Genomic DNA, 22,805 nt, shown 5'->3' with positions numbered 1-22,805 from the left:
GTTTCGTTATCTCTATGTAGTTTTATGATTTATTGGAATAACCGATGTTACCACGTTTAGAGCAAAAGAAATGGCTGTTCCTGAGCTTGCTCCTACAGCGATATCTAAGGCAGTTACAATACTCTATCGTTCAATCATGCTTTCTAATGCATGCAAATTACCATCTATAGGTTGTGTTATTTTAAGACCTAATAGATGTGCTACCAATGGGTAGATATGTACATTTTCAACAGCCGATTGTACATAGCCTTTTTTAATGTTTGGTCCTTCTATATAAAAAATGGCTCCCATATTCTTGTTTTCAAAAGGATCGTATCCATGCGTGCCTTTTGGGGAAATAGGACCCGATTTTTTACTTTTTTTATAGACTAACTCAGAAGGCGCATCGCAAACTAATACAAGATCACCTATTCTATCTTGGTTTTTGAAATTTAAATAGTTAGGAACAGCTTCTTGCTTGTATGTTTTAAAACTAGTCTGTTCAGATAAGGTATTATAAACCCTTTCTTTTTCTTCTTTACTTTTAGTGTAAATCATAGCTACAGGACCTTTGTAAAACTCATTGTCTTTTAAATCTATAAAATCATGGATATTTATTTCCTCTGTTAAATCATCCATACCATGGTCGGCGGTAACAATTAAATAAACGGGCATATCTAGTTTAGCAATACCTGCTCTTAATCTACCTATTTGTTTATCAACTATAGATACTGCTTCTTGCAACTTTTCAGAGTTTGGACCGTTTCTATGACCTTGAGTATCTACTAGCGAAAAGTATAAGGTAATCATATGAGGGCGTTTTTTTTCCGGTAATTGAAGCCACTCTAAAACTCTATCGACTCTGTAACCATAATTTCTAGTTTGATTAAAGTTATAATAATATGTGGGGTGCATGCCATTTATATTAGCTTCAGATCCTACCCAAAAATACGATGCACTGCACATACCTTGTTGTTGCGCTAAATTCCATAAAGGAACCCCATCGTACCAGCTTCCATCCTCTACGGCGTAGCGTTTACTTATTTTGTATTCTGCTTCTCTGCTTTTATCATAAAATGAGTTGGATATAATTCCATGATGAGCAGGGTATAAACCCGTAGCTATACTGTAATGATTAGGAAATGTTTTAGAGGGAAAACTGGGGATTAATCTGGTTACATAACTTCCGTTTTTTCCAATTTCCAAAATGTTTTTTGCATTGTATTTTTCGGGATAGTCATATCTGAAACCGTCTAAGGAGACCATAATTACATAAGGCTGCTTTTCGGCTTCAGGTGTATTCTTGAATTTTTTATTAACGATTTCAAGTTTTACACTTTTTTTGTAACTAATATCTTCTTGTGAGTTTACTTTACAAAAGAAAAAGCTTAATGCTATAAATAGGATTTTTTTTAAAATAAGGACGTGTTTATGAGCAGTCATTTTTATGTTTTTTTAAAGATTGAAATATAAAGAAAAGTAGTGGTTGAATTATACGGTTTTCAGTTGTGAAAAGGTTATTTTTTAGAGACTGAAAATTATAACCATTTATCTTTGCACTAAAATTGTTGTTATGGCGAAACAAACACCCAAAGAGGAATTTTATAACTCACTTACACATGCAATAGGTTTTTTACTAAGTTTATTAGGGTTTGTGTTGCTCCTGTATTATCAGAATGAAACAAAGTCATGGAACTTTGCAAGTATCATATTGTATGCGGTATCATTAACCTTTCTTTATATGGTGTCTACATTATACCATTATGCAACCAAAGAGAAGAAGAAATATTTCTTTCGTATTCTAGACCATATAAGTATTTATTACCTTATTGCAGGTACCTACAGTCCTGTAGTGTTACTAACTTTAAGTCACAGCAATGGATGGTTATTATTTTGGCTGGTATGGGGTATTGCTGCGGTGGGTACTTTTCTTAAAATATTTTTTACTGGAAAATTTGAGATAGTTTCCTTGGTGTTGTATTTGGTGATGGGATGGCTTATTATGTTTGATATTACTGCACTTAAAGAAGTATTGCCTTCAGGAGGAATGAATTTGTTGATTGCAGGTGGGGTAGCATATAGCGGTGGGATTGTATTTTACGTATGGGAGAAATTACCGTTTAATCATGTAATATGGCATTTGTTTGTTTTGGCTGGTAGTATATGTCATTACCTCATGATATTTTGGTATATTATTTAACCTTTAATCACCTCTTCGTACTCGTAGTAGAACATTTCAAACTGTTGCATGGTCTCGTTTAAAAATACCATAGTTTCCTGCCAGGTGTTCTTATTATGCACCGATACTCCTTTTTTTTCAATATAAATCCTTGAAATTTCTTTTCCGTTTTCAAGAAAATAGATGTCTTCATAGATAATTTCAGGAATGTATTCTTGTAAAAGACTTTTCAGAGAAACCATTTTTTCATAATAGTTAATCCGGTTTTCCAAATTTTGGTCTTCAATATCAAGCATAACCATGGCTTTTTTCGTGTCAAAATAAAATTTAAAGCTAAAGTCTTTTATTTTGGTATTATATAAAATCCATTTTCTAGGGAATGATTTTCCGAATGAAATCCAAAACTCTTGACGTAATTTTCTCGAATCTTCTTTACTAAACATATTAATCTATAAAAAATGCAACAACGATACCTAGTATAATAACAATAATTTTATTGAGGTTAAACTTATGGTTTTCTGAACTCTCAAACAAGATAGTGGTTGCAATATGTAGCAATACCCCAATTACTAAAGCCGAAATTTGAGTTTCATATTCATGTAAAGAAGTAATGTTGTTGTTTAAGAACGTACCAAAAGGAGTCATAAGAGAGAATAACACCAAAAATATAGCAATTTTAGACTTCTTTATATTAGATTCTAAAAAGAAGGTGCTCAGTATAATTGCTACGGGTAATTTATGAATTACAATACCGTAAACCAATGTTTCGTGGCTGTGTAAAGGAAAACCTTCTAAAATAGCATGAATACTTAAGCTAACAAAAAGCATCCATGGGAAGGTTTGTTTCTTTTTGTTTAAATGCACATGACCATGTTCAGCTCCCTTAGAGAAAAATTCCAAAAAAATTTGTAGCAAAATACCTGCCATTAAAAACACACCAATAACTTTGTTGTTTACATGGTCGTTATGTAGGTAAATGTCGGGTAACAAAGAAAACACAGTTAGTGATAATAAAAAGGCACCACTAAAAGCAAGTAATAGTTTAAGATTATTGGAGTTTTTGGGGTGTACTATAATTACAAAACCAAATCCCACCAAAACGGATATTATGGGTAAAAGGTAGTTCATTATTTAAATATTAGAATCATACGATCTGACTCTTTTTCGTCAAATTTTTTAAGTTTATAATCGCCAAAAACATCTAAAAGATACATATCTGCTTCTTCAAAATATGCTTCAAAGTCATTTAATGTCAGAGATTTTACACGTTCAGTAAATTCAAAGTTTTCACCTTCTGCGGTAAATTTTATATTTTTAAAAATATACCCGTCTTCTACATATTTATGAATATGGAAAGTAATACCTTCAACTGTTTTCTGCATATTAGACGTTAAGTTTGGAATAACCTTTCTAATATTTAAAAAATCTATTACGCCAAATCCAGTTTCATTTAAATTTGCCTTAAATGCTTTAAGTGCATTTAAGTTATCTTCTTCGTTTTTAAAATACCCAAAACTTGTAAAAAGATTAAATACCGCATCAAAAGTTTTGTGATATGGTTGGCACATATCATGCACTTCAAAGTGTAACATTGGATTCTCAAATTTATTGGCATGTGCAATACTTTCTTCAGAGATGTCTATTCCTGTTACATTGTATCCAATAGAATTAAGATAAATACTGTGTCTGCCTTTTCCGCAAGCTACATCTAAAATACTAGCTTCCTCAGGTAGGTTAAGGTAGTTGGTTAGGGTATCCATAAAAAATTTAGCCTCTTTATCATCACGATCTTTATAAAGTATATGATAATAAGGCGTATTAAACCAAGAGGAATACCAGTTTTCTTTTTTTGATTTATTTTCAGTTGGAGGCATTTAATTTTTTCCAAAAATGTTAATCTTACAAATTTACTGTATTTTTGCCGAACAATAATCATTAACAAAGATTTTACATAAAAGCGATTATGGCACAAAATTTTAAAATGCTGGCGAAAACTTTATACGGTTTAGAGGATGTATTAGCTACAGAGTTAAGAAACTTAGGGGCAATGAAGGTTGAAACCGGAGTTAGGGGTGTCTTTTTTGAAGGAGATAAAGGTTTTATGTATAAGGCAAATCTTAGCTTAAGAACTGCTTTGAAAATTTTGAAACCAATTGAAACGTTTTCTGTAAGAGATGAGAACGATTTGTATGATAAAGTCTTTGCAATGCATTGGGATAAACTTATGAATGTAAATACAACATTTGCCATTCATGCAACACTTTCAGATGCTATTTTTAATCATTCGCAATTTGTAGCTTTAAAAACAAAAGACGCCATTGTAGATAAGTTTAGAAATACAGAGGGTAAAAGACCAAATGTAGATGTAAAGCATCCTGATATTAGTATTAATATTCACATCCATAAAAATAGGGTTACTATCTCATTAGATAGTTCAGGTAGTTCATTACACCATAGAGGGTACAGAACGGCTACTAATATAGCACCAATAAACGAGGTGTTAGCAGCAGGTATGTTATTACTAAGTGGTTGGGATGGGCAATGCGATTTTATGGATCCTATGTGTGGTAGTGGTACAATCCCTGTAGAAGCTGCAATGATTGCATGTAACATTCCTGCGAATATTAACCGTAAGGAGTTTGCATTTGAAAAATGGGCTGATTATGATGCCGATTTGTTTGAGAAAATTGTAGAAAGTAGTTTAAACAAAACCAGAGAATTTTATTATAAAATTTATGGGTATGATAAGGCTCCTTCTGCAGTAATGAAAGCAAATGATAATGTTAAGAATGCTAATCTTTCTGAGTATATAACCATTAAGCAATATAACTTTTTTGAAACTTATAAGCCTGTAGACGGTAAGCTACATATGGTATTTAATCCGCCTTATGGAGAGCGTTTACAAATAGATATAGAAGCCTTTTATAAAGCTATAGGCAACACTTTAAAACAACAATACGCAGATACTAATGCATGGTTAATAACCTCGAACTTAGAATCGTTAAAACATGTTGGGTTAAGACCTTCTAGGAAAATAGCTTTATTTAATGGTAAGCTTGAAAGTAGGTTTGTGAAGTATGAGATGTATGCAGGTAGTAAAAAAGCTAAATATCAGAATAATTAAGTCAAAGTATAATGAAGCCTAAACATAAATCATTATTATTTAATTTTTTGGGTTTTACACTCGTATTTTTCTTGTTACGTTTTGTAATTGTACCACTATTTATGCAGCAGGATATGTTTGTAATGTTCATATCAGCATTTTTGTCGGTAATAGTAGCCCCTAAGTTTTTTGTGCAGAAAGTAGATAGAAAAGAGCAGGTGTTTATGAAAATATTATTTCTAAAAACACCTATTGCAGTATAAGTTTAAGAAGCTCCTATTATTTTTTAGGAGCTTTTTCCTTTTCTTCAGTTTTTTTCTGTTCCTGAGATTTTGATTTTTTATAAAGTGGTATCAGGTATGTAATAGAGTAGTTGTATCCCATGCCAATAGAGCTACCATCGGTAACTTTGTTAAACCCAGGAATCCATAAGTTAGGAAAATCACCTCCTGCCTTATCAGTTAAAAGTTTATTTATTCTAACTGAACCACCTAAGTATATGTTGTGAAGCAGCTCTACCTTCATGCTAACTACAAATTCTACCCAGTGAGCACTTAAACCACTGTACTCTCTTAAAATATCAGTATTGATTCCAGAAGTATCTCCTTCGCCCCAATAAGGGTCATTAACATAAGGGGTATAACTATTTACAGTTTGACTCATAGTGGCAAAGCCGTATCTGAAACCTAGGCTAATTACATTTTCCATTCCGTACCAGTTATCGTAGGTATTGATATCGGCACCTACTTTAATGTAGTTTCCTTTAGTGGTGAAGTTATAATAATCCTCATCGGTGGTTTTCTTTTCAGACCCAATCTCTGCGGCTGCAAACCAATTATGGTTAAGCCTATAATCACCAACAATTTCTAAACCTTGGTAATCATCATCTGTGTATGATCTAACAAGTCGGCTTAGATCTACTCCAACACGTAAGCCATAACGTTGCTTGTAAACTACCGAGTCGGTAGGAGTTTCACTTGTCGTTGTGGTAGTGTCGGTATTCTGTGCATACCCATATATACCAAAAAGTATACTAGTGATATATACTAACGTGTGCTTGATTTTCATCTACTACTTCGTTATTTTCTATTGATATTGAAGTTATCCAATTGTCTCCGTCGTCGGTAATTGTGCTAGATAACTGACTATAATTTACTTTGTATCCGCATGCGCGAGATACATATATTTCGTTAGTTACATAATTAAATGAAATAGTATCAATATTACCTACTTCTTCTCCGGTAGTATCATCATCCCCCGAGTTAGATATTAGTACAAAAGAAGTGGTATTCTCCAATGTTTTTAAAGGGACTAAAATACTATCTAAATTAGATACTCTGTCAATAATCATCTCGTCTTCATTACCAACACCATATACCCTTAATTCAGTAACGGTTTTAATATCGCTAAGACTAGTATCATCGTAGAACTTTATAATAAGGCTAGGGGTAACAGCGTCTGTACATATATCATCTTTTTCACAACCTCCAAAAATAAAAATCGAGGCTATGGCAGCAAGTATCGGTACAATCTTATTTTTCATAGTAATTATTTTCTTTTTTCTAGTAATACCACATTCTCAACATGATGCGTTTGCGGAAACATATCTACAGGTTGTACTTTGGTTACCTTATAGGTTGCATCCATTAAAGCTAAATCTCTAGCCTGAGTGGCACTATTACAACTAACGTAGACAACCTTTTTAGGTGCTATGTTTAGTATTTGCTGTACTACATCTTTATGCATCCCATCACGTGGTGGGTCAGTAATAATAACGTCAGGAACTCCATTTTCTGTTATAAACTGTGCATTAAATACATTTTTCATATCACCGGCGTAAAATACCGTATTGGTGATGTTGTTATTTGCGGCATTAGCTTTTGCATCTTCAATAGCTTCTGGTACCGCTTCTACACCTACTACTTTTTTAGCTTTTTTAGCAACAAACTGAGCAATGGTTCCAGTACCTGTATACAAATCGTATACCAATTCTTCTCCTGTTAGTCCAGCAAAATCTCGGGTAATCTTGTATAATTGATAAGCCTGTTCAGAGTTTGTTTGATAGAAAGACTTTGCATTAATTTTAAACTTAAGTCCTTCCATTTCTTCAAAAATATGATCTCTTCCGTGGTAGCATATTACTTCCTGGTCGTATATCGTATCATTACCTTTTTCGTTTACAACATATTGTAAAGAGGTAATCTCTGGGAATTCTGTTTTTAAATATTCTAATAATAATGTTCTTTTTTCAACATCATTTTTAAAGAATTGAATGAGCACCATTATTTCACCAGTAGAGGCCGTTCTAATAAGTAAAGACCTTAATAAGCCATTTTGATTTCGGGCATTGAAAAACGGAATATCGTTTTTGGTAGCAAACTCTTTGGTTTTATTTCTAATAGCGTTACTTGGGTCTTGTTGTAACCAACATTTGTTAACGTCTAATATTTTATCCCATGCACCAGGGATATGAAAACCAAGTGCATTTCTATTATCAAATTCAGCGTTACTTTCTATTTCTTCACGAGTCAACCAACGGCTATCAGAAAAAGAAAATTCCATTTTATTTCTGTAGAAATATTGTTTCTCTGAACCCGCAATAGTGGTCACCTCAGGAAGTTCTACTTTTCCTAGTCGGGTAAGATTATTTACAACTTCACTTTCTTTGTAGTTAAGTTGCTCTTCGTATTTCATATGTTGCCATTTGCACCCTCCACAAACACCAAAGTGTTCGCATACAGAATCGGTACGTTTATTAGAAAGTGTATGAAATTTAATAGCTTCACCTTCATAGTAAGCAGTTCGCTGTTTAGTGGTTTGTACATCTATCACATCACCAGGTACGGCATTCGATAAAAAAATAACTTTTCCGTCAGGGGCTTTAGCAACACTTTTACCTTTAGCACCTGCATCGATCACTGCAATATTCTCGAATATTTTTCTTCTAGATTTTCTACCCATGTGGCAAAAATAGAATGTTTTATTTACATTTTATAGTTATTGTGAATTATTAAGGAAGAATGCACGCGTTAAGGTTAAATTTTGTTGTGGAAAGATCATTTAGTTTTAGATGTTGCCCTAATTTATTAAATTGCAAACATCTATTTACAGGGTGATTTCTCTCCTAGTTACAAGAAGGAATTGTGAATGTTTGATTAAAAATAAAAGTATGTCAGTGATAGATAAAATGACTTCGCAATACGCAATCGATTTAGAAAATAAGTATGGAGCTCATAATTACCATCCGCTACCTGTGGTATTAAGCAGAGGAGAAGGGGTTTTTGTGTGGGATGTAGAAGGGAAACAATATTATGATTTTTTATCTGCTTACTCAGCGGTAAATCAAGGACATTGTCATCCTAAGATTATAAATGCTTTAACAGAGCAATCACAAAAGTTGACATTAACATCTAGAGCATTCTATAACGATGTGCTAGGGGGGTATGAAAAATTTGCAACTAGTTTCTTTGGTTTTGATAAAGTATTACCAATGAATACAGGGGCAGAAGCCGTAGAGACTGCTATAAAGCTATGTAGAAAATGGGCATATGAAAAAAGAGGGATAGCAGAACACGAAGCTAAAATAGTGGTTTGTGCAAATAATTTTCATGGTAGAACTACTACTATTATTTCTTTCTCTAATGATGAAGATGCCAGAAAGAACTTTGGGCCTTATACACCAGGGTTTGTAAAAATAGCTTATGATGATGTAGCTGCCTTAGAAAAGGTATTAATAGAAGAAGAAAATATAGCTGGTTTCTTGGTAGAGCCTATTCAGGGGGAAGCCGGCGTATATGTGCCTTCTGAAGGATATTTAAAGAAAGCAAAAGAATTATGTGAAAAACATAATGTGTTATTTATAGCAGATGAGGTGCAAACAGGAATTGCACGTACCGGGAAATTATTAGCGGTAGATCATGAAGAAGTGAAGCCTGATGTTTTAATTTTAGGGAAGGCGATTAGCGGAGGTGTTTATCCGGTAAGTGCCGTTTTTGCTAATGACGATATTATGGAGGTTATTAAACCAGGTCAGCATGGTTCTACCTTTGGTGGTAATCCTGTTGCAGGAGCAGTAGCTATGGCTGCTTTAACAGTTATAGAGGAAGAAGGATTAGCCGCTAATGCTGAGGAGTTAGGTCAATTATTCAGAAGTGAATTGAATGTCTACATTAAAGATTCTAATATTGTAAAGTTAGTGCGAGGTAAAGGGTTGTTAAATGCAATTGTAATTAACGATGCAGAAGATAGTTCTACTGCATGGGATATTTGTGTTGCCCTTAAAGGAAATGGTTTATTAGCAAAACCAACTCATGGTAATATTATACGTTTTGCACCACCATTGGTAATGACTAAAGAGCAATTGTTAGATTGTGTTGCAATCATTGTAAAAACATTAAAAGAATTTGAGAAGTAATAATTTTCTCTTTATATGAAAAGAGGCCGTCTTTTTAGACGGCCTCTTCTATTTACATATATTAGTATATTGTTAATTCTTAATAGCTATTTTCTTAGTTACAACCTGATTGTTGGTGGTAGTAATGTTTACCAAATACACTCCAGTAGTAAGGTTAGATGTATTAAATGTATAACTTTCTTCGGTTCCTAAATCTCCTTCATTAAAAATTTGTTGACCCGTCATACTAAATAATTCAACATTTTTTAAGGTGTATAAACTTGGATTCTTAACTAATAAAACATGTGAGTCGTTATTTTGATGTACATAAATATCGCTGCTAGATAATACAGTTTCCGCACTTAAAGGAGAACTTGTAAAAGCAACGTAGTATCTGTTAGAAATATCGGCATCAGAAGACGAAAATGTAAACATACTAGAATCACTAATAGGGGTGTACAAGTCTAAAGCACTATCATAAATATAAACATTCTGATTGGCATCTACATTGATGTATGAACCAATTAATATTTTAAATGTAGTATTACTTCCGTTGGTTTTAAAGTGTAACGGAATTAAATCATTTACATTAAAAGCAGTACTTTGAATAAAGTAATCTTGTCCATTAATATCAAAGGCAGCATCTGTATCTAGTTCAGAAGGTGAAATACCGTCAAAACCGTAGTCAAAACCTATAGTAGCATTATCATTCAATGTTAAAAGTAAGTCTCTAGTATACGTTTCGTTTACAATTACCTGAAATACATATTTAGGTCTTTCATAGCTAGATAATGCTTGTGTACCAGCACCGTTGTTGTAAACAACTTCATAAGAAGGAATGTTTACATTTGCAGTAGTGTTGTTACCTATGTTTTTAGCATTAATGTTACCAATTCTATTAAAAGTTGAGTATGAATTATCATCTTCTTTATAAAATACTCTGTGAGAGTTTTTAAATGTTAATGTTGTTGGGCCGCTTAAAGAAGCATTTCCTTTTACCATAAAACCTTGACCAACAGGAGCAAATCTTCTTCCGCTGTAAATAGCATTGGGGTCTATAGTCGCACTAGCAGTACCTGTAATGTTTCCATTGTCATCATAGGAATTATAGGTGCTTAAGGCATAAGTTCCTTTTTCGCAATCATTTACATTAGAGCAATCTGGAACCCAAACACCGTATCCACCAACGTAGTCTGCTACATAGTGGCTGGCAGTAGTCATGTCTTGCTGCCAGTATAATATAGAAGCAGCATCTACCTTGCCAATATTGTCAGGGTCTAAAAGAAATGCGGCAATATCAATAGCAGAAGGGTAAGGATTACCTATTAAGGTTTCATTTCCTGGTTTAATAACAACTTGAATATCACCATCGTTTGGGCGACCTCTAAAATCGTATGGTTGTTTGTGATCTGAAATATCAGTTCCTTTCATACTAAAACCATATCCTGGATTAGTGTATCCGGTGCCATTACTATGACCAATAAACGACCATTGATTGTAAGAAGAACCTTGGTTAAATTTGTAAAGCCATCTTCTGGAAATAATTAAAGAATCAGAAGTACCGTTATAACCACTTGTAAAACCAGCCGGATTACTGTTAATTAAACCAATGGAATCATTAATAGTTCCAGATTGTAAAGGGTAAAATTTGCCATTCCCTTGTGTAGTATCTACAACGCTACCTACTGGACTACTCCAGTAATTATAGGTGTATTGAGTCGCATTTCCTGCTTGTATAATAGATATATTTCCATTTCCTTTGTTAGAAGAAGTACCGTTGGTTCCTTGTAACAATTGACCGTTCTCTCTCAAGTACAAATATCCGTCATCATTTAAATCAATGTCTTGTTTTACATAAAGGTATGTATCTTTGACATATACAAATGAGCTATCATTAACTCGTAATTGAGCATAAGATACTGAAGCTGTTGCCAGTAAAAGTGTAAAAAGTAAAATTATTTTTTTCATAACTCATTAAATTGATGTGAAGCTACTATTTGTGTAATATCTTATAACATAACAAAATTAATTTAAAAATGAAAATAAAAAAAGGAGATACGGTAGAAGTACTAGATGATTCGATAAGTGGTAAGGTTTTGAGGGTGAATACAAATGAAGTTACCTTTGAAACACCAGATGGATTCGAAATGACGTTTCTTGAAAATGAGTTAGTTGTTATAAATGAGATAATGTCGGTAGCAAATTATGAGGTGTCTGCGGCAATGAAAGAAAAGGAAAATAAGAGACGGAAAACTGTAAAAGTAACACCTAAAAAGAGACGAGATGATCCTCGGTTAGAGGTAGATCTTCATATTGAAAAATTAGTGCCTTCTACTCGTGGTATGACAAATTTTGATATATTGAATTTACAATTAGAAACGGCTGAGCGTCAATTAAATTTTGCTATGCGTAAACGTATACAAAAAGTAGTGTTTATACATGGCGTAGGAGAGGGAGTTCTTAAAACAGAACTTGAGTACATGTTTGGGCGCTATAATAATATTAAATTTTATGATGCCGACTATAGTAAGTATGGGTTAGGCGCTATGGAAATTTACATATTACAAAATAGCTAAAGTTCCTAATTAAAATCAGGGGTTATTTCTTCCGTTTCTGTTTCTTCATACGTTCCAAACTCTAATAACTCTAATCTAAGTTCAATTCCGTCGTCACTTGTGAATGAGATGTTATCATCTGGCAATATGTAGTTTTCGTATGTTTTGTAATACGTATGTTCAATGTATTGTGCAGCAATAAGTGCTGTAGTTTCCGTGTTAAGCAAATAGTTTGGTAAATTGTTACCTGCTGCATAGTCATTAGCAGGGTTTAAGTCTCCGTCAATTGATTCGTTAATGGTTAATATACCGTCATCATCATCATCATTATCTAAATAGTTAGGAATTCCGTCACCGTCGGTGTCATCATTTGTCGGGTCGCCATCTTCGTCAATGTCTTCATCTTCTGTAGGTATGTTATCTCCGTCGTCATCAAAATCTTTATAATTAGGCAATCCATCACCATCTGTATCTATAGCATCAGGATATTCCCCATCCGAGTTCATAGAGCCAGGTTCTTCATCATCAAAGTCAACACCATCATTATCGTCTTCAGTAAGGGTTGTTGTAATACTCACAGTACCACTTAAAACAGCCCATTCAGAGGTTACAATCGGTGTAGAAGGTTGTAGTTCATTGCAAAAATAATCAGAAGCAACACCATTATATACTCGGTATATCAAGGTGTTGGTAGTATTGTTTATGGTATATGTTTCTTCTCCAATAAGTCTGGTGATATCTTCACTAGAGTTAGTTATGTGTAACGAAAGCGATTCGGAGTCATCGTTTCTTAGCTTGTAAAAAAGATATTCTCCGCAAAGCTCTATATCGCTATCAGAAAAATCGATATCGGCTACAGCGATATCGCCGTCATCACAACTAAAAAACATACTTATAACCAGAAAAATAGAAACAACTTTTTTCATCTACAATTTTTTAACAAAGCAAAAATAACTGAATACAGGTTTATAACGAAGTTAATTGTAAATAATTTTATTTGAAGTAATTTTGCTATATGAAAAAGGTATATTTGGATAATGCAGCTACTACAAAGGTTGATGCAGAGGTGATTCAAAAAATGAGTCAGGTATTAACGGATTTTTATGGAAATCCTTCATCTACACATAGTTTTGGTAAATCTGCCAAAACAATGGTGGAGAAGGCTAGAAAGAGTATAAGTAAATGCATAGGAGCAGATACTACTGAGATTATTTTTACTTCTGGCGGAACCGAGGCTAATAATATGATTTTACGGTCTGCTGTTAGGGATTTAAAGGTTGAAGTTATTATTACCTCTAATATAGAGCATCATGCGGTATTGAATACTGTGTTACAGCTACAGAGTGATTATGGTATAGAAGTTTTGTATGTGGATTTAGATACCAACGGTAATGTAGATTTAACCAAATTTGAGCGGCTTTTAGGTGAAAATGAAGAGCGAAAGGTGTTGGTTAGCTTGATGCATGTAAATAATGAGATTGGGAATATATTACCTATTGAAAAAGTTGGGCTGCTATGTAAGGCCTATGGAGTATATTTTCATTCAGATACCGTGCAGTCTATTACTCATTTTTCTTTTGATTTACAACACATGAATGTCGATTTTTTAACGGCCTCTGCTCATAAATTTCATGGACCTAAAGGTGTTGGGTTTACTTATATTAAAAAAGGATTGGGTATAAAACCATTACTCTTTGGTGGAGAGCAGGAGCGAGGTTTACGAGCAGGTACAGAGGCAGTGCATAATATTATTGGTTTAGAAACTGCCTTTGTTAAGGCTGTCTCTACAAGTGATACAACAGAAGAACAGCTTACCTTTATAAAGCAATATTTTATGAATAGGCTAACAGAACATTTTTCTGGAGTTACTTTTAATGGGAATTCAGGAGTAATTGAAAATAGTGTTAATACGATTTTAAATGTATGCTTCCCGTTCTCGGCTGAAAAAGGAAAATTATTATTGTTTCATCTTGATTTGCTTGGAGGTATTGCCTGTAGCGCAGGTAGTGCTTGCCAGTCTGGTAGTAATAAGCCGTCTCATGTGTTAACTGCTATATTGTCTGAAGATGATTTAGCTAAACCATCTATTCGATTTTCTTTCTCAAAAGAAACAACAACAGAAGACATTGATTATACGGTGCAAAAATTAATAGACTTTGACAAAAAATAAGCCCCGATATTCGGGGCTTTTGAGAAGTTATTTCTTAAGACTATCTTTTACTTTTTTTATTTCACCAATATATTCGTTCAATAGTTTTCCGTATTTACTGGAGGCTACATTGTCTGAAAGTGAATTGTTGATTGTATCTAAATATTTTACACTGGTTTGTGTTAAGTCTGTTAACGCTACATAAGGAGCTACTTCTGAATTTTTATTGTTAATACAATAGTTGATGCTGTATAAATAGCTTCTTCTTGTATTTTGGTCTATAAGTTTGTTTAAAGAATCTACTTTTTCTTTTTTGTCTCTTTTAGCAGCTTTAAATTTCTGTTCTATCCAGTCTAAATTCTTATGAGAATATTTTGATTTTATTTGACGGTATTCGTCATATTTTTCTTGAAGCTTAGAGCCTGTGATTTTAGCATTTACTGTAAAATAATCTCTAGTAGACTCAATGTTAATTTCTCCTGACTCACCAAATACCATTAATCGGTCGTTTAACGGATTTTGATCTTTTTTATCTAGGTAGATAAAAAATACTTCGGGTTCTTCAATGGGAGTTTCAAAGGTGAATTTTCCATCACCATCAATTTTAAAAGTATCAATATTAACATAGGTAGCAGAATCGCTCAAACGTTGAAAATAAAGAGTCCCCAGTTTTAACCCTTTAATATTACCATTAATGGTCATTGTGTTTTCGTCTTTACCACAAGAAATTAATACTGCAGTAAGAAGAATAGCCGTGATATATTTTTTCATGCTAATTAGGTCTAGTTCTTAATGAGGCAAATATCAATGATATTTTAAAAAAAAGGAAATTTTTTTCCCATTATGAAAAAAATAAAGGCAACCTATAAGGTTGCCTTTAAAATAATAGTATTTTCTTATGTGAAACTTAGTTTTTTAACCAAGCATTTCTAAGGTCTTTTTGTTTTTTAGTAGCGTCTGGTATCGCCGTAAGAACTTCAACAGTTGCTTTTGGAGTGGTATACTTACCTGTTAAGGTAACTTCTTCCCCGTCTCTTAAAACTACAAATGTAATTTCATCACCTACGGTCCAGCCAAAGGAAGCCATGATCATTTGACGAGCATTTTCATAGTTGTAATCTGTACCATTCATTGATTTAATGATATCTCCTGGTTGAATACCTAACGCCTTAATAGCGCTGTTTAATTCAATTTCTTTTTTAAAGAAGATAGACTTGTCATCCATGTTAATATCAATATATGGAGTTTGTTGATTCTTTAAGAAGAAGTTAAATATTTCGCTCTCCATAGCAGATTTTTCTAAACCAACTTTATCAAAAAACACATCGTATGGTATTGGATGGTTTGCAGCTACTACATAGGTGTTTATGAAGTCTCCTACTTCAGGGTAGGTCATCGCAGTAATTTCAGCAATAATTTCATCATCTTTAAATGATTTGTGTATGCCATATTTCGCAGATAGTTCTTTCATTAACCATAGAATTCCTTTCTCTCCATGGCTTTGCTCTCTAATAATAATGTCTATGCACATACCAATTAAAGCACCTTTTTCGTATACATTAGCATAATCCTTTTTATAAGGCTCTACTAATACATTTTTACTCATTTCAGTAAACGACATATTGTCGTCAAACATAGCTTTAGAATTGTCAAGCTTTTCTAATATTCTTTCATAGAACTCATCTTCTGTAATTAACTCTTGGTTAATTTGGAAAAGATTAGCAAAGTATTCTGTAACACCTTCGTACAGCCATAAATGTTCAGACATTTGTGGATCATAGTAATCGAAGTATTGAATTTCGTCAGAGTGAATTGTTAATGGAGCAACAATATGGAAAAACTCATGAGATACAACATCTATTAAGGTAGATTTTAGTGCTTCTATTCCCATTCTTTCAGGCATAACTACTGTTGTAGAGGTATGGTGTTCTAAAGCTCCAAACCCTTTAGCATCATCGTCTTCCATTGTAGAAAGGTACAATAGGATGTCATAACTCTTCGTGCTATTAATTTCTCCTAAGAAGCTTTTTTGAGCTTTCATCATAGTTTCCATAGCATCTTTAAGGTCACTTGCTTTGATGGCTCCAGTAGGTGAGTATAAAGATAAAGTAACTTCAATATCATTTACTTTAAATTTAGCCTGATCTAATTTAGAGTACATAATTGGGTTGTCTGTTACTTCAAAATATCTTGAAGCATAGAAAACATCAGTATCAGCAGTTGAAATTTTTCCTTCTTCAGCAGATAAAGATGTAGAAGCTTTGAACTCAGATGGGTGTTTAAAAGTTAATTCATAAGGTCTTTCGGATAGTCCTTTGAAGTATCCAACAAGCATATGAAGGTTTAAAAAGAAATTTTTTCCTTCTAAAATATTAGTTCCTGCAGGAGAGAATACATCTTCTCTTTCCGTAAAAGAAGCGCCAGATTCAGAGTCAAAGGTATCGTTAACCCAATACGTAATTTTATCTAATTGAGTAGCATTACTAATTACCCAAGAATTTACATCTGGTTTGGTAACTGTTAACTCATTTCCGTCATAATCATAAGCTTTCAAATTTTCTACAAACTGTCCGTAATTGTCTGCACTATAGGTTCCTGGTACAGTTTTAGGAATGTAGAAAGTAACTGTTTCTTCAGTAAATCTACCCGGGTCTATAGTAGACATTACTTTGTCATCTTTAACATTTGTAAGATCTATAAGCGCCTTTACAGGAGTTTCTGTAGCGAGATCATTTACTTTAGGAGTACAGCTTAACACTAAGGCAGCTGCAAATAAGGATACTACAATTTTCTTCATTGCGATTGTTCGTTTCGTTTTTATCAAAAATTACTCTATACGACGTAAATAAACAGATATGTTACAGTTAAAGCAAAAATTTATGAAAAGATTTGTTTTAAATAAACAGCAACACCGTCTTCTTTATGGTTTAAAGTGATGTCTTTAGCAACAGCTTTTACCTCTTCACGGGCGTTAGATACGGCAATTCCATATCCTACGTTTGCTATCATCTCAGTGTCATTATAATTGTCGCCAAAGGCAATAACATCACTCAAATTTAAGGTGGTGTATTTGTTTGCTAGTAGTTTTTTAATACCAGTTAGTTTAGATACTTCTCTTGGAGCTATTTCTATATAGGTATCTTTAGCCCTGTATAAATGGAGTATTCCTTCAAATTTCTCTGCAAAATGCTTAAAGGCTGCGTCTATAAGATGCTCATCGCCCATGCATGTTATTTTATGTGCACCCTTACCTTCTAATTTCCACTTAGATAACGCCTCTTTATTAGACTTTATTTCTGGTGTAACTTTAGTGTTGTTTTCTTCTCTTTTAGCCCAATAGTCATATTGTGGAGCATACCACTCATCGTTGTTGTATAAGCTCACATGAAATTGTCCGTCAGTATTATTACTGTTGTAATCTACAATATATTCAATGATGTCTAAAGGGACTTCAACGGAGTGTATGGCTTTGTTATCAACTAAAACAAGTGCTCCGTTATATGAAATTAGTGGCTCGTGTAAAACATTTAGTTTTTCTTGTAAATGGCGCATTTGTTTAGGCATACGTGCCGACACTAAAATTATGGGAACCTCATTTTTAATTTTTCCAATTTCACTAATGGTTGCTTCAGAAAGGTCTCTTTCTGCATTTAATAAAGTACCGTCAATATCAGAGAAAAAAATCTTAGGCTTGGTCATTATCTTTGTTTTTTGGTTGTCTCTTTGCTTCTTTAAGCGCTTGCATAAGCATCCATTCAATTTGACCATTAGTGCTTCTAAATTCGTCAGAAGCCCATTTTTCAATGGCCTTTAACATGTCTTCATTTATTCGTAATGCAAAAGCTTTCTTTTTAGACATATTATTGTTTTATAAAAGTTGAAATAATTGACACTAATTTAGAAGATAACGGAAAATCAGGGCTATAATATGATTGTTGGTTTTCGGTTGTATTCTTAACTTCTTTCAAGACATGGTTCATATCAGGTATGATTTCTAAAACTGCGTTTGGATATGCGTCTTTTAATGTAGTAGCATCCTTTACGGTAACCTGCAAATCTGCATTTCCCTGAATAATGAGAATAGGGATTGTTAATTTCTTAATTTCTTCAGAAGGAGTGTAATGATTCCAGTTTTTAAAGAACTTTTGATTTTGAGGAGCAAAGATACTTAATAATAAAGGATCTACGGATGCAATGGTATCTGTTTCTTCTAGTTCTTTAAAATAGGTTGCAGTCTTTTCTGCAAGAGGTGGGCTTTGTTTCTCAATCTGTGAAATTAATGTTTTTGAAATAGGATCTCCAGGGCCTGCTAATGATATATATTTAGCTACCTTGGTTTGCTGAGCTGTGAGCATAGCAACAAGTGAACCTTGACTATGGCCTATTAATATAATGTTGTCAAATCTTGTATCCTCTTTAAAATTGTTTACAGCTATAACAGCATCATCTACCAATTCATCAAACACAATACCTTTCATTAATATAGGAATGTTTTCTTGTGTAGCGCTACGTTTGTCGTATCTGTAAAAAGCGATTCCTTTTTTATTAAGTGAATCTGCTAATTGTTGAATGTATGATGGAGATACGGGCATAGCTGCTTTTTGATTGCCATTTCTGTCTACATTGCCACTCCCATGAATGTAGATTGTCAGGGGCATTTTTTTGTCTGACTTAGGATATGTTAAGGTTCCGGGTAATTTTATTTTACCGTTTTCAAGATTTATTTCCTCGGTAGTTATGTTTTGACTGAAAACTTGATAACTACAAAATATGGTCAAAAATGTTAGTATGTATTTATTCATCATTCTCGGGTTTTCTGAGTTTTTTTAATATAGTATAGAATTCGTTAGGTTTTTGAGAACCTATTATAATAGGTTTCTTAGCACCGTATTCAATTCGTATTACTTTTTCTAGCCCCATCTGTGTAACCATATCAGTTTTAGAGAAAAAATTCCATTTACCTACCGCATATCCATAATTCAGGGTGTCATAAGATTCTATTTGAAAACTGGTTATTTTCTCTAATGGAATAGTTTTGTATTTGTTTACAAATGGAGTATACTTATAGTGTATTCCTTCCTTATTAATAAGTGTGTATTGAGCTATATTTGTAATCGTTAATACTAGTAACACATTGATGGTGGTAATTATAATAATGGAAGTGTAGAGTTCTGAAAGTGGTACGCCATTATTGTAATATTCGTTAAATAAAATGGCAATTACTATAAAGAAATCTACTCCCAAAAGAATAAATATCCAATTCCCTAGTTTCTGTTTTTCAGTAAAGGGAGTCATGATTTATCTCGCTCTAAAATGGCTTTTAAATAAGCTCCGTTATTACTAACTACACTTACTACTTTCCATCCACCTCGTGCTTCTTGATTTAAAACCTGAATAAAATCCTCGTCTTTTAAGTATCCTTTAAACGCCCCTTTGGCTTGTTTTACCATTTTGTATTCTTTCATATTAATGATTTAAGGTTCCAGTATTCACTACAGGTGAAGCATCTTTGTCTCCACATAGTACTACCATTAAATTACTTACCATAGCTGCTTTGCGTTCTTCGTCTAGGTCTACAACTTCTTTTTTGCTAAGCTCTTCTATAGCCATTTCTACCATGCTAACAGCTCCTTCAACAATTTTATGTCTAGCGGCAACAATGGCAGTAGCTTGTTGTCTTTTTAGCATTGCGTTGGCAATTTCTTGTGCGTATGCTAAGTATCCTATTCTTGCTTCTAATACTTCTATACCTGCCATAGATAAACGTTCCTGAACTTCTTTTTCAAGATTTTCACTTACCTCATTAACGCTTGAACGCAAGGTGATTTCTTCATCGTGTCCGTCGTCGTTAAAATTGTCGTATGAGTACATGCTTGCTAATTTTCTAACAGCCGCATCTGTTTGTACGCGTACAAAGTTTTCATGATTGTCTACGTCAAAAGCAGCCTTGTAAGTATCAGTAACTCTCCAAACTAAAATGGTACTTATCATAACAGGGTTACCAAGCTTGTCATTTACTTTTAAACGTTCACTATCAAAGTTGCTTGCTTTTAAAGAGATTTTCTTTTTACTGTATAAAGGATTTACCCAATAAAGTCCATTTTCTTTAATGGTCCCTTTGTATTTACCAAAAAGTAGCATTACTCGAGACTCATTTGGATTTACCAAAACCAGGCCAAAAAATAAAATGAATGAGATAGCCGAAATAGCAAAAAATGCAGGTGTTCTAAAATAAATAGAAGTAGCAATACTACCTATAAAAAGTATAAGTAACAGGAAGAACATAAGGTAACCTCCCGATGGAACAATAGTTTTTTCTTGTGTCATAATTGAAATGATATTAAAATGATATCACAAATATATAAATATAATTTTTTATTTTGGAGAGGTTTAACAATTATTTTAAATTAAGGTATTTACCTTTGCGGTAAACCTTAATTAAAAATAGTATGAAGAAGTTAACTTGCTTAATTTTTTTAATGATTTCTGTAATGCTAAATGCATTAACAGAAAAACCTGACTGGGGAGCTACGGGGCATAGAGCAACCGGAGAGGTTGCTGCACGCTATATTAAAAGAAGTACAGCTAAAAAGATAAGAGAACTTTTAGACGGACATACCATTGCAGAGGTTTCTACTTTTGGAGATGATATTAAATCTGATAAACGATTTAAAAAATTTAGTGCATGGCATTATGTAAACATAGATGAAGGGAAGTCATATGGTGATGAACCTGTTAGCCCGTATGGAGATGTTATAAAGGGAATAGATACCTGTATGGTAGTTTTAAAAAGTAAAACAGCTTCAAAAGCAGATAAGCAGTTTTACTTAAAATTATTAATTCATTTTGTAGGTGATGTGCATCAGCCTTTACATGTAGGTAGATCTGAAGATTTGGGAGGTAATAAAATTAAGGTTACTTGGTTTAGAAAAGACACAAACTTACATAGAGTTTGGGATTCTGATATGCTAAATCATTATGGGATGAGTTACTCTGAAATTGCTTATAATTTTCCTAAACTAAGCAAGAAAGAGGTAAAAGAAATGCAGAAAGGAACTGTTTTAGACTGGGTAAACGATTCTAGAGTGTTAGCTAGTGAAGTATATAAGTCGGCTAAAGAAGGAGATGACTTAGGGTATAGATATGTGTATGACCACTTTAGCGAGGTGCAAGAGCAACTTGAAAAAGGAGGGGTGAGGTTAGCTAAACTTCTTGACGAGGCTTTTAAGTAAGAAATTAAAATAACTATTTTATAATGCGGAACGTAAGATTAATACGTTCCGTTTTTTGTTTTCTGGTTTTTGGAATACTATGTAGCCAGTGATGTTGTGTGGTGCCTTTCATTAGTAATAAACTGCCATTTTCAAGCTCTAAATCATGTTTTAGATTTAAGCTTTTGTGTTTAAGCTTAAACAATCGTTTTTCTCCAAAACTTACCGATGCTATGATCGGATTTTTACCTAGTTCTTTTTCGTTGTCAGCGTGCCATCCGTTACTATCTTGTCCGTTTCGGTATAGGTTTAATAAACATGTTGTGAATGTATTCCCTGAAATGGTTTCTACTTTTTCTTTAATGGTGTTTAGTGTGTTTGTAAAGGGGAGTGGTTCCATTTTAATGCCTGAATAACTATAGGTAAGGTTATTGGTGGCATATAAAGCAGTGAGTCTAGGTTGCGGATAGGTTTTGCCAAACACGGTAATCTCATCTTGTCTCCAGGGGATGTTTTCTAGCAATTGGGTGTAAAATATGCTACTTTCTTTAGTGTTAAAAATTTCAGGAAAATAGGTGATATCGGCATTAGGTAAATTTAACGAAAACATAATCATAGCTATTTATACTTAGTTGTGTTTTATACAATGATAAAGGTAGTTTATCTGTCAAATATAATTATAGCTGTCTGTTGTTTAAAGACCAGAAAGAGTTCTTTTGAGTAATGCCGGATTGGAGTACTCGTTAAAAAAAAGAAGATTGTCTATACATTGTAAAGGATCCATGGTTTTTTGAATATACAGATGAGATGCTGGGGCGCGAAGATATAGATATAGAGCGTGTGTATATTCCAATGAGAGATTTGAGTGCAGCGGCAGAAAGTAGGCGAAATGTAACACGTAAAGGACTAAAAAATGATACCTTTAAACATCGTATGAAACACAGGTTAGGTTTTAAAAGAAGGTATGCGGGGGGAGTAAGCCGAACCAAATCGTTTGATGATGGTGAACAAGAAGCGGTGCTTTCTAATCAATTATATAATTTAATTTTGTCTTTATCTAATCATAGCGTGCCCGTTACATTAATTCGTTTTCCTAAAAGTGTAAAGAATGCTGAATATTTGTATGGTAAACTAGGAGATTTAGTCGCTCATATAAAATATGAGCACTTTAAGAAAGTGTATGACAAAACAGCTATGCCTAATTTGGTAAATACATTTAACAAGTTAGATTAAATA

General features: G+C 33.4%; 26 protein-coding genes. 8 read left to right on the top strand and 18 right to left on the bottom strand.

What is annotated here, in order from left to right:
• Window positions 1–123: 123 nt before the first annotated feature.
• The gene (locus tag NBRC110019_RS11635; protein WP_281755029.1) at window positions 124–1,422 is read right to left on the bottom strand and encodes an alkaline phosphatase family protein; all 1,299 of its coding nucleotides are present in this window, start codon (window positions 1,420–1,422) and stop codon (window positions 124–126) included.
• 130 nt (window positions 1,423–1,552) lie between these two features.
• On the opposite strand from NBRC110019_RS11635, the gene trhA reads away from it, so the two are divergent.
• Window positions 1,553–2,179, top strand: a complete 627-nt coding sequence (gene trhA, locus NBRC110019_RS11630; RefSeq protein WP_281755028.1) for a PAQR family membrane homeostasis protein TrhA — start codon at window positions 1,553–1,555, stop codon at window positions 2,177–2,179.
• On the opposite strand, the gene NBRC110019_RS11625 is transcribed toward trhA, so the two are convergent.
• The 3 genes from NBRC110019_RS11625 to NBRC110019_RS11615 are packed head-to-tail and all read right to left on the bottom strand — an operon-like array spanning window position 2,176 to window position 4,032.
• A complete protein-coding gene (locus NBRC110019_RS11625; RefSeq protein ID WP_281755027.1) occupies window positions 2,176–2,601 on the bottom strand; it encodes a DUF4268 domain-containing protein in 426 nt (141 codons plus the stop codon). The two genes, trhA and NBRC110019_RS11625, sit on opposite strands and share 4 nt — an antisense overlap.
• Window position 2,602: 1 nt before the next feature.
• On the bottom strand, window positions 2,603–3,286 hold the full coding sequence (locus NBRC110019_RS11620; RefSeq protein WP_281755026.1) for a ZIP family metal transporter: 684 nt from the start codon (window positions 3,284–3,286) through the stop codon (window positions 2,603–2,605).
• A complete protein-coding gene (locus tag NBRC110019_RS11615) occupies window positions 3,286–4,032 on the bottom strand; it encodes a class I SAM-dependent methyltransferase (protein WP_281755024.1) in 747 nt (248 codons plus the stop codon). The genes NBRC110019_RS11620 and NBRC110019_RS11615 overlap by 1 nt, the downstream gene beginning before the upstream one ends.
• Before the next feature lie 89 nt (window positions 4,033–4,121).
• Between NBRC110019_RS11615 and NBRC110019_RS11610 the strand changes: the two genes are divergently transcribed.
• Both NBRC110019_RS11610 and NBRC110019_RS11605 read left to right on the top strand, forming a co-directional pair.
• The gene (locus NBRC110019_RS11610) at window positions 4,122–5,282 is read left to right on the top strand and encodes a THUMP domain-containing class I SAM-dependent RNA methyltransferase (RefSeq protein WP_281755023.1); all 1,161 of its coding nucleotides are present in this window, start codon (window positions 4,122–4,124) and stop codon (window positions 5,280–5,282) included.
• Between the two features lie 11 nt (window positions 5,283–5,293).
• Window positions 5,294–5,524 carry a hypothetical protein gene (locus NBRC110019_RS11605; RefSeq protein ID WP_281755022.1) on the top strand — a complete coding sequence of 77 codons (231 nt, stop codon included), beginning with the start codon at window positions 5,294–5,296 and terminating at the stop codon, window positions 5,522–5,524.
• A 16-nt stretch (window positions 5,525–5,540) separates the two neighbouring features.
• Here the strand turns inward: NBRC110019_RS11605 and NBRC110019_RS11600 are convergent, their stop codons facing one another.
• The 3 genes from NBRC110019_RS11600 to rlmD are packed head-to-tail and all read right to left on the bottom strand — an operon-like array spanning window position 5,541 to window position 8,222.
• Entirely contained in the window at window positions 5,541–6,329 is a 789-nt protein-coding gene (locus NBRC110019_RS11600; protein WP_281755020.1) for a DUF6048 family protein, read from the bottom strand.
• The gene (locus tag NBRC110019_RS11595; RefSeq protein ID WP_281755018.1) at window positions 6,295–6,804 is read right to left on the bottom strand and encodes a DUF6452 family protein; all 510 of its coding nucleotides are present in this window, start codon (window positions 6,802–6,804) and stop codon (window positions 6,295–6,297) included. The genes NBRC110019_RS11600 and NBRC110019_RS11595 overlap by 35 nt, the downstream gene beginning before the upstream one ends.
• A gap of 5 nt (window positions 6,805–6,809) precedes the next feature.
• Window positions 6,810–8,222, bottom strand: a complete 1,413-nt coding sequence (gene rlmD, locus NBRC110019_RS11590) for a 23S rRNA (uracil(1939)-C(5))-methyltransferase RlmD (RefSeq protein ID WP_281755017.1) — start codon at window positions 8,220–8,222, stop codon at window positions 6,810–6,812.
• A 208-nt stretch (window positions 8,223–8,430) separates the two neighbouring features.
• On the opposite strand from rlmD, the gene rocD reads away from it, so the two are divergent.
• A complete protein-coding gene (gene rocD, locus NBRC110019_RS11585) occupies window positions 8,431–9,675 on the top strand; it encodes an ornithine--oxo-acid transaminase (protein ID WP_281755016.1) in 1,245 nt (414 codons plus the stop codon).
• Between the two features lie 72 nt (window positions 9,676–9,747).
• Here the strand turns inward: rocD and NBRC110019_RS11580 are convergent, their stop codons facing one another.
• The gene (locus NBRC110019_RS11580; RefSeq protein WP_281755015.1) at window positions 9,748–11,622 is read right to left on the bottom strand and encodes a DUF8693 domain-containing protein; all 1,875 of its coding nucleotides are present in this window, start codon (window positions 11,620–11,622) and stop codon (window positions 9,748–9,750) included.
• 68 nt (window positions 11,623–11,690) lie between these two features.
• Here NBRC110019_RS11580 and NBRC110019_RS11575 point away from each other — a divergent pair, with 68 nt between their 5' ends.
• Window positions 11,691–12,230 (top strand): DUF8465 domain-containing protein, encoded by a 540-nt coding sequence (locus NBRC110019_RS11575; RefSeq protein ID WP_281755014.1) that lies wholly within the window; start codon window positions 11,691–11,693, stop codon window positions 12,228–12,230.
• Between the two features lie 5 nt (window positions 12,231–12,235).
• Here NBRC110019_RS11575 and NBRC110019_RS11570 read toward each other — a convergent pair whose 3' ends face one another.
• Complete coding sequence (locus NBRC110019_RS11570) at window positions 12,236–13,135, bottom strand: hypothetical protein (RefSeq protein ID WP_281755013.1); 900 nt, start codon at window positions 13,133–13,135, stop codon at window positions 12,236–12,238.
• 89 nt (window positions 13,136–13,224) lie between these two features.
• Here NBRC110019_RS11570 and NBRC110019_RS11565 point away from each other — a divergent pair, with 89 nt between their 5' ends.
• Window positions 13,225–14,379, top strand: coding sequence for a cysteine desulfurase family protein (locus NBRC110019_RS11565; protein ID WP_281755011.1), 1,155 nt, complete (start codon window positions 13,225–13,227; stop codon window positions 14,377–14,379).
• 27 nt (window positions 14,380–14,406) lie between these two features.
• Here the strand turns inward: NBRC110019_RS11565 and NBRC110019_RS11560 are convergent, their stop codons facing one another.
• The 8 genes from NBRC110019_RS11560 to NBRC110019_RS11525 form a co-directional block, all read right to left on the bottom strand.
• The gene (locus NBRC110019_RS11560; protein ID WP_281755009.1) at window positions 14,407–15,129 is read right to left on the bottom strand and encodes a DUF4369 domain-containing protein; all 723 of its coding nucleotides are present in this window, start codon (window positions 15,127–15,129) and stop codon (window positions 14,407–14,409) included.
• Window positions 15,130–15,265: 136 nt separating this feature from the next.
• On the bottom strand, window positions 15,266–17,155 hold the full coding sequence (locus NBRC110019_RS11555; protein WP_281755007.1) for a M61 family metallopeptidase: 1,890 nt from the start codon (window positions 17,153–17,155) through the stop codon (window positions 15,266–15,268).
• A gap of 80 nt (window positions 17,156–17,235) precedes the next feature.
• Window positions 17,236–18,057, bottom strand: a complete 822-nt coding sequence (locus NBRC110019_RS11550; RefSeq protein ID WP_281755005.1) for an HAD family hydrolase — start codon at window positions 18,055–18,057, stop codon at window positions 17,236–17,238.
• Entirely contained in the window at window positions 18,044–18,217 is a 174-nt protein-coding gene (locus NBRC110019_RS11545) for a type II toxin-antitoxin system antitoxin (RefSeq protein WP_281755003.1), read from the bottom strand. Before NBRC110019_RS11545 ends, NBRC110019_RS11550 begins: the two co-directional genes overlap by 14 nt.
• A 1-nt stretch (window position 18,218) precedes the next feature.
• Window positions 18,219–19,163 (bottom strand): alpha/beta hydrolase, encoded by a 945-nt coding sequence (locus NBRC110019_RS11540; protein ID WP_281755001.1) that lies wholly within the window; start codon window positions 19,161–19,163, stop codon window positions 18,219–18,221.
• Entirely contained in the window at window positions 19,153–19,653 is a 501-nt protein-coding gene (locus tag NBRC110019_RS11535; RefSeq protein WP_281755000.1) for a hypothetical protein, read from the bottom strand. Before NBRC110019_RS11535 ends, NBRC110019_RS11540 begins: the two co-directional genes overlap by 11 nt.
• Window positions 19,650–19,823 (bottom strand): DUF4177 domain-containing protein, encoded by a 174-nt coding sequence (locus NBRC110019_RS11530; protein WP_281754998.1) that lies wholly within the window; start codon window positions 19,821–19,823, stop codon window positions 19,650–19,652. The genes NBRC110019_RS11535 and NBRC110019_RS11530 overlap by 4 nt, the downstream gene beginning before the upstream one ends.
• Before the next feature lies 1 nt (window position 19,824).
• A complete protein-coding gene (locus NBRC110019_RS11525; RefSeq protein ID WP_281754996.1) occupies window positions 19,825–20,685 on the bottom strand; it encodes an SPFH domain-containing protein in 861 nt (286 codons plus the stop codon).
• Window positions 20,686–20,807: 122 nt separating this feature from the next.
• On the opposite strand from NBRC110019_RS11525, the gene NBRC110019_RS11520 reads away from it, so the two are divergent.
• Entirely contained in the window at window positions 20,808–21,590 is a 783-nt protein-coding gene (locus NBRC110019_RS11520) for a S1/P1 nuclease (protein ID WP_281754994.1), read from the top strand.
• Window positions 21,591–21,603: 13 nt separating this feature from the next.
• On the opposite strand, the gene NBRC110019_RS11515 is transcribed toward NBRC110019_RS11520, so the two are convergent.
• The gene (locus tag NBRC110019_RS11515) at window positions 21,604–22,179 is read right to left on the bottom strand and encodes an alpha-ketoglutarate-dependent dioxygenase AlkB family protein (RefSeq protein WP_281754992.1); all 576 of its coding nucleotides are present in this window, start codon (window positions 22,177–22,179) and stop codon (window positions 21,604–21,606) included.
• A 197-nt stretch (window positions 22,180–22,376) separates the two neighbouring features.
• On the opposite strand from NBRC110019_RS11515, the gene NBRC110019_RS11510 reads away from it, so the two are divergent.
• Window positions 22,377–22,802, top strand: coding sequence for a hypothetical protein (locus NBRC110019_RS11510; protein WP_281754990.1), 426 nt, complete (start codon window positions 22,377–22,379; stop codon window positions 22,800–22,802).
• Window positions 22,803–22,805 lie beyond the last annotated feature (3 nt).

This window comes from Neptunitalea chrysea, assembly GCF_027924145.1.
GTDB lineage: Bacteria > Bacteroidota > Bacteroidia > Flavobacteriales > Flavobacteriaceae > Neptunitalea > Neptunitalea chrysea.
The sequence above is the reverse complement of the archived record's forward strand: the minus strand, read 5'-3'. Positions and strand labels throughout refer to the sequence as shown.